This is a genomic window from Methylobacterium sp. J-078, assembly GCF_022829285.1.
Classification (GTDB): Bacteria; Pseudomonadota; Alphaproteobacteria; order Rhizobiales; family Beijerinckiaceae; genus Methylobacterium.
This window is the reverse complement of the sequence record NZ_JAKSYI010000082.1, coordinates 1-6,504: the sequence shown is the minus strand read 5'-3', so window position 1 is coordinate 6,504 and position 6,504 is coordinate 1. Positions and strand designations below refer to the sequence as shown.

5 protein-coding genes are annotated in these 6,504 nt (G+C 63.8%); 3 read left to right on the top strand and 2 right to left on the bottom strand.

Annotation, left to right across the window (positions count from 1 at the left end):
* The first annotated feature begins 68 nt into the window (after positions 1 to 68).
* Positions 69 to 1,030 (top strand): IS630 family transposase gene (locus tag MKK58_RS13630; protein WP_243912570.1). Its coding sequence is split into 2 segments (ribosomal slippage): positions 69 to 420 and positions 420 to 1,030, totalling 963 coding nucleotides; the frame shifts between segments, so codons are not numbered across the junction.
* A gap of 44 nt (positions 1,031 to 1,074) precedes the next feature.
* On the opposite strand, the gene MKK58_RS13625 is transcribed toward MKK58_RS13630, so the two are convergent.
* Positions 1,075 to 2,397, bottom strand: coding sequence for a type I restriction endonuclease (locus tag MKK58_RS13625; RefSeq protein WP_243912569.1), 1,323 nt, complete (start codon positions 2,395 to 2,397; stop codon positions 1,075 to 1,077).
* A gap of 830 nt (positions 2,398 to 3,227) precedes the next feature.
* On the opposite strand from MKK58_RS13625, the gene MKK58_RS13620 reads away from it, so the two are divergent.
* Together MKK58_RS13620 and MKK58_RS13615 are read left to right on the top strand one after the other, a co-directional pair.
* Positions 3,228 to 4,307, top strand: a complete 1,080-nt coding sequence (locus MKK58_RS13620; RefSeq protein ID WP_243912568.1) for a molybdopterin-dependent oxidoreductase — start codon at positions 3,228 to 3,230, stop codon at positions 4,305 to 4,307.
* Positions 4,308 to 4,520: 213 nt separating this feature from the next.
* Positions 4,521 to 4,934 (top strand): ester cyclase, encoded by a 414-nt coding sequence (locus MKK58_RS13615; RefSeq protein ID WP_243912567.1) that lies wholly within the window; start codon positions 4,521 to 4,523, stop codon positions 4,932 to 4,934.
* 175 nt (positions 4,935 to 5,109) lie between these two features.
* Here the strand turns inward: MKK58_RS13615 and MKK58_RS13610 are convergent, their stop codons facing one another.
* Entirely contained in the window at positions 5,110 to 6,444 is a 1,335-nt protein-coding gene (locus MKK58_RS13610) for an IS1182 family transposase (protein WP_243912566.1), read from the bottom strand.
* Positions 6,445 to 6,504 lie beyond the last annotated feature (60 nt).

Sequence of the window (6,504 nt, the reverse complement as noted above, 5' to 3'; positions counted from 1 at the left end):
CTAGAGCTGTGCCCGGCAGTGTTGCGACGGGAGGGCGGCTGAAGCGTTGACCGGTGAAGGAGTCTGCGATGCCTTCACCGTTGTCTGTCGATCTACGCGAGCGCGTCGTGGCGGCCGTGGCAGGGGGCGCGTCCTTTCATCGGGCGGCGGCGCGGTTCGGGGTGAGCGTGTCGAGCGCCAGCCGCTGGTCTCAGCGGTTTGCGCAGCAGGGTCACGTCGCCCCCAAACCGACACATGGCGACGACAGCCTGCCGGCGATCGAGGCGCATGCGGATCTGATCCTCTCCATAGATGAAGCCCGGCCCGAACTCTTCCTGCGCGAGTTGCGCGACGCCCTGGCCGAGCATGGCGTACAGACCAGCACGAGCGGGCTATCACGCTTTTTCGCCCGCCACGGCATCACCCGCAAAAAGGGGCGGTGTACGCGGCCGAGCAGGAGCGGGCGGACGTGAAGGCGGCGCGTGAGGCGTGGTTTGCGGCTCAACCCGACCTCGACCCCGACAAGCTCGTCTTCCTCGACGAGACGGCGGCTGCCACCAACATGGCCCGCCGCTACGGCCGCGCCCCGCGCGGCGAGCGCTGCCAGCTCCTCGTACCGCAGGGCCATTACAAAACGACCACCATCACCGCCGCCCTGCGCACCACCGGCCCGTGCGCGCTCGACCTCGGGGATGGCGCCACAAACGGCCAGCGCTTTCGCGACTACGTCGCCCATCGCCTCGTCCCGGTGCTGCGACCCGGAGACACCGTGATCCTCGACAACCTGCAGGCTCACAAGGTCAGCGGCATCCGCGAGCGCATCGAGGCGGCCGGCGCGCGGCTACTCTACCTTCCGCCCTACAGCCCCGAGTTCAACCCGATCGAACAGGTCTTCGCCAAGCTGAAAGCGCTGCTGCGGACCGCAGCCGCCCGCACCGTGCCCGACCTCTGGGACGCCATCCGGCACGCCTTCACCCGCTTCACCCCGGACGAATGCCGCAACTGCCTCACCGCCGCCGGATACGACACCGACTTGGCCGTCGCTACATAAGCGGGAACGGCTCTAATCCCTGAAATAGGTGGCGTGTCTCTTCTTCATTCTGAAACCGCTCGCGAGTCTGAGTTCAGGAGTTGCGGACCGAGAAGCGGACGAAGGCCGGCCATCATGCTCTCGTCTGCATATCTCGGTGAGGCAGTTACGTCGGAGGCAAGCGCACGCAAAACCCACGGCACGCGGTACTCAGGAGCGTGCTCCCCGCCGTTGATGATACCTATACGGTGGTCTAAAAGAACTCCAACGGCTCTCTGAAACTCGTTATTGGCGAGCGCGTCAACCGAAACAGTGGTTGCGCGCCTACCGATCCGTGTAGCTTTGCGGCCCGTCTCGCTTTTGACCAATTTTGACGTTAATGCATCGTCTACTGCAAGGACGACCTTAAGATTTGGACCAAACGCATCTCCTGTCAGCTCCTCGATATCCCGGCGGATTTCGTCTCGTGTCGCCGAAATTCCATCGATGACGAGGACCAGCTTTGGGCCGGACTGATGCGATAGGCTGCGAAGCCAAGTGCGCGTGTCGTTATTCGTCACGTTCCAGCCGAGCGATTCTGCCATAACATTTGCAATACTCTGGAACACGCCGGAGCCACCACCACCATCTGCCTCTACAAAAAGGGTCACGAGCTGATTGGAGTCGCGCGTAAGTTCAGTAAGCTCACGAAGCACATTACTCTTTCCAGCAAGCGGCGGACCCTCAACAATAACGATCTTCTTATTAGATGAGAGCGCCTCAATAATCTTTTTTGTAGTATTTCTTGGTATTAGGAAACCGTCGACGAAGGGCTGCGTAACTTCCTGAAACGTTCCTGTGAGGTCTGTCATAACGGCGTCCGATGCTGCTCGGATAGCAGAAATCCATACGGTTGATTGAGGACCGAGAAGCGTTTCGACGGCTCGCGCGAGATCATCTGCGGCGATCGTGGCGGCATTTGCGATCAGCTTATAAGCTGCGGCCTCTGTAGGTTTTTCGTCTTTCCACTCAGCGCCAGAATGCGTTTCCAAAACTTTCGTATTCGCGCCATTTGTCACTACGACAAGGGGAGGACGGGGATGAAGCATTCGGGCATAGGACAACCCCTGTTCCTCGTCATCGGCAGTTAGAGGCAAGCCCTCTCGCTTTAGTTCCATTACTGCAAGCGGGATATTTTCGTAGAGGACAAGTATGTCGAGCCGCGCCTGCGCAGCAGACACCACGGCTCCGTTGACGGTTACGACATTATGGCCGAACTTAAATTCAAATTTGAGCTGATGCTTTAAGCCATCCGGCGGCAACCACGAAAAGGCAGCTCGCATCGAAGCTACGATTCGCGCTTCGAGGTCTGCTTCTGTGGGTAGCTTCGTCAGCTGTGTAATCGACATTCTCTATTCCTATGTGGCGTCATAATTTAGGATATGAATGACAGTGCGCTGAGACGGCAAAGCGTCAATGTCCGTATCGCGGCCTGCTGCCCGGATGGGCCCCCCGATATAGACGGGCCACATCGCGCAACGCGGTTGGTACGTATAGCTCAAGAATGCGGAGGTCGGCACGCAAGCGTGTATCTGCTTCGCTGATGTGCAGCCTGAAAGCAGAGAGACCGCAGGCCACCCAACCTGGTCGATGGCCTCTGCCTCAACCCTTGAGAGCGGACCGCTCAGGGGTCGGCAAGGGGTCGTGAGCGGTCCCCGGGGCTATGTCCGTTCCGATGCATCTACCTTCCGAAAGCAGACCAGCTGAAACCCACCCGACCCAGTCGCAGAGCAGACAGGCTACTGGCGACCCAACATAGTCGTACATCCCGTTGCGAGCGTCGCCCGAAAGCGGACGTTGCCCTAAAGGCCGCCAGACAACTAAAAAAATCAATTTCCCTGAGCGTGGAACCCACGCCAGGTCGAAGCTCGATTCAATCCAAAAGTCCGACATGCCTAAGGTGAGCATCAATCTGAACGCTAGCTCAATGGATTAACCAGGCCGCTCATAACGGTCCGTCCAAACCATTCATCCCCTGGGCGGGACTCGGCTTTTTTCCGGCAGGGCACGAGAAACGGCACGGAATAGGTCGGTCCTGGCGGGTATTTGCGACGCTTGGTGAAGGCTCGACCAAACAGAACGATGATGCCGTGCCGCCGCCCTGGCCCCTGCATCGCCGGTTGAGCTTTGCCGCCGCCGACGCGTTCACTCCTGTAACCCCACTGGGACGGGAGCCCCGATGTCGAGTCTGACCGAGCGCAAGGCACACCTGATCGTCCACGGCGACCAACCCTACAACGCCGAACCGCCCCTCGACCGATTGCGAGCCTCCTACCGGACGCCGGCGAAGGATTTCTACGTCCGCTCGCACGGCAACCTGCCGGACCTCGACGAGGCAGCCTGGCGCTTAACTATCGATGGCGGCACCAGCACCGCGCTTGAGTTGTCGCTATCCGATCTGCGAATCCGCTTCCCGGAAGCCACGGTCACAGCCACGATGCAGTGCGCCGGCAATCGCCGCGCCGACATGCGGGCGGTCGCCCCGGTCTCGGGCGACCCGTGGGATGCCGGAGCCATCGGCACCGCCGAATGGACCGGGGTGCGTCTCGGCGACGTCCTGCGCGAGGCGGGGGTCGCCGAGCATGTGGGCCACCATGTCGCCTTCGAAAGCTACGACATGGTGGAAGGCCGTCCCTACGGCGCCTCGATCCCGCTCGCCAAAGCCATGGCCCCCGAGACCCTGCTGGCCTACGCCATGAACGGTGAAGCCTTGCTCCCCGAGCATGGCTTTCCGGTTCGCGCGGTGGTGCCGGGCTTCGCCGGCGTACGCAGCCCAAAATGGCTCCGGCGCCTAAGCGTCCAGGACCACCCCTCGGACAACCCGATTCAGGCCGGCGACTACAAGCTGTATCCGGCGGACGTGACCGCCGAGGCCGCCGATCCGGCCAAGGGGTACACCATCGATACGATGCCGCTGAACGCCGCGATCTGCGAGCCCGGGACTGGGGAAACCCTTAAGTCAGGGGGTAATAGGGTCCGCGGCTACGCGGTGAGCGGGGATCGGGCCGTCGTACGCGTCGACGTCTCCGGGAACGGCGGCCGGTCCTGGGTACAGGCCGAGCTCGAACACGAGGCGGACGCTCCGTTCGCCTGGACGTTCTGGAGCACAAACCTCGACTTGCCTACGGGCGAGCATGAACTCGCCGTGCGCGCCTGGGACGAAGCGGGCCAAACGCAGCCGGCAACGTCGAACGAGATCTGGAACCACAAGGGCTACCTGTGCGCCTGCTGGCATCGGGTACGGGTGAACGTCGTCTAGGGACAGGCGACCTGGCCTATCGCCTACCTCCGCCCTCGTGGACGACTTCCCACACAGCTGCCGACCCGGCATCCCGCCACGATCCGACGTGACGCCCGGCGGTCATTCCGACCCTGTCGTGCGCGGCACAGGCAACGTCCGACCTTGGCGGGAGTTTCCCGTGCGTCGAGATACCCGGCGCCGTGTCGCCGCCCCCAAACTGCAAGGAACTCCATGTCCCGTGAGACCAGCGTCCAAGCCACCGAGAAATTCGGCGAGCTCGTCAACGGCGGCCGGTTCGAAGCCTTCCCCGAGGTCGTCGCCCCGGATTGCCACGATCACGACCCGGCGCCGGGCCAGCACATGGGTCCCGAGGGATACCAGATGTTCTTCACGCAGCTTCGCTCCGCCTTTCCCGACATGCAGGTCGAGGTGAAGAAGCTCGTCGCCGACGGGGACAGCGTCGCCTTCGCCTACACGCTCACCGGCACGCACCAGGGCGACTTCAACGGCCACAAGCCGACCGGGAAGGCCATCAAGGTCCGCGGCATGCAGATCGGCCGCTTCGTCGACGGCAAGATGGTCGAGCGGTGGGGTTCCTCCGACGAACTCGGCATCCTCAAGCAGATCGGCGCCATCGAGGGATAATGGAAGCCTCCGCGAGGACGTCCCAGCCAAGGGACGTCGTCAAGGCCTGACCCGGGGCGGCCCCTGGACCGCCCCGGACGCTTAAGAACCAACCGCTAGGAGCTTGTCCGAGTAAGGGGATTGAAGCCGAGGTTGGAGGGGCGAGACCAGAGCCGGTGAGGGCGGATCGGCGGCCTCATCGGCCGGCCTGTGCCAGTTTCAGGAGGTTGTGGGCCGTGCAGATCATCGCCCATTCGCCCCGGACCTGACCGAGCCCTCTCATCAGGAACTGTCGGAAGCCTCGGGCCTGCTTGATCTGCCCGAACACCGGCTCGACCACCTGCTTCCTGAGACGGTAGCGACTGCGGCGCCCAGCCCGCTTCAGGCGGGCAGCCATCGCGCTCATCAACGGCATCTTGGTCAGCCTCCGGCGGCCGGCCGCGTCTGCCTCGCCATGGCGCGCCCGGCCCGGAGCAAGGTAGCCTGTGATGCTGCGCTCCTTCAGCGCGACGAGGTTAGCTTCGTTGGCAAAGCCGGCATCACCCGAGACCTCCCGCGGTTTGCGCCCGAGATGAGTGCGAACCCCGTCCACAAGCGGCACGAGCGCGCGGTAGTCGGCCGAGTTGGTCACGAGCCGATGCGCGACGATGACCTGATGCGCGGCATCGACCGCGATCTGACCGTTGTAACCCTGCACGAAGCCGTCGCGCGTGGGCAGGATCCGGCTGTCCGGGTCGGTGAAGTTGCGCTGCGCTCGGTCGGGCGGAGCGCCGTCTTCACCGCGCAGTGGCCGGCCCTGCCAGCGCATGCCCGACGAGGCGCCCGGCCCGTTCTCGTCTTCCGGATCGGGCGGGTCGGCCGCCTCCGCCTCCAGTGCGGCCTTGGCGGCGCGGATCGTTTCCAGCCGCCGCTGCTTGTCGGCCATCCAGGCCGGCGTCTCGTCGCCCCGACGGCCGGCACCGTGAGCCTGATCCTCTGCCGCGTCAGCCTCGCGCGCGCGCTCCAGCCAAGCGTTCACCTCAGCCGCCAGCGCCGGCTCGGCCGTCTTCATCCGCCCATAGCTCATCGCCTTGTGGCGCGAGGCGTTCGCCTTCAGCTTCGTGCCATCCACCGCCACGTGGGCGAACTCGACGAGACCGGCCGCCCGACACAGGCGCAGCACCTGCACGAACAGGTCCGACATGGCCACGAGGTGACGCTTGCGGAAGTCGGCGATGGTGCGGAAGTCCGGCCGGTTCAGGCCGGTGACAGCCATGACGTCGACCCGCTCCTCACAGGCCCGGGCGAGTTGGCGCGACGAGTACAGGCCGCGGCTGTAGCCGTAGAGCAGCAGTGCCACCATCATGCCGGGATGGTAGGGCGGGTAGCCGCGCTCTTCCGTGTAGGTACCGAGGATGGCCGAGAGGTCGAGCGCCTCCCGCACCGTATCGCGCACGAAGTGCGCCATGTGTCCGGGTGGCACGAACTCGTGCAGCGAGGGCGGCAACAGCCAGCCCTGATCGACGTCCCAGGAGCGAAACACCTTGGCCATGAGCCGAGTGAATCACCTCGCAGCCTCGTCGTCGAGAGGATTACTCGGACAAGCTCCTAG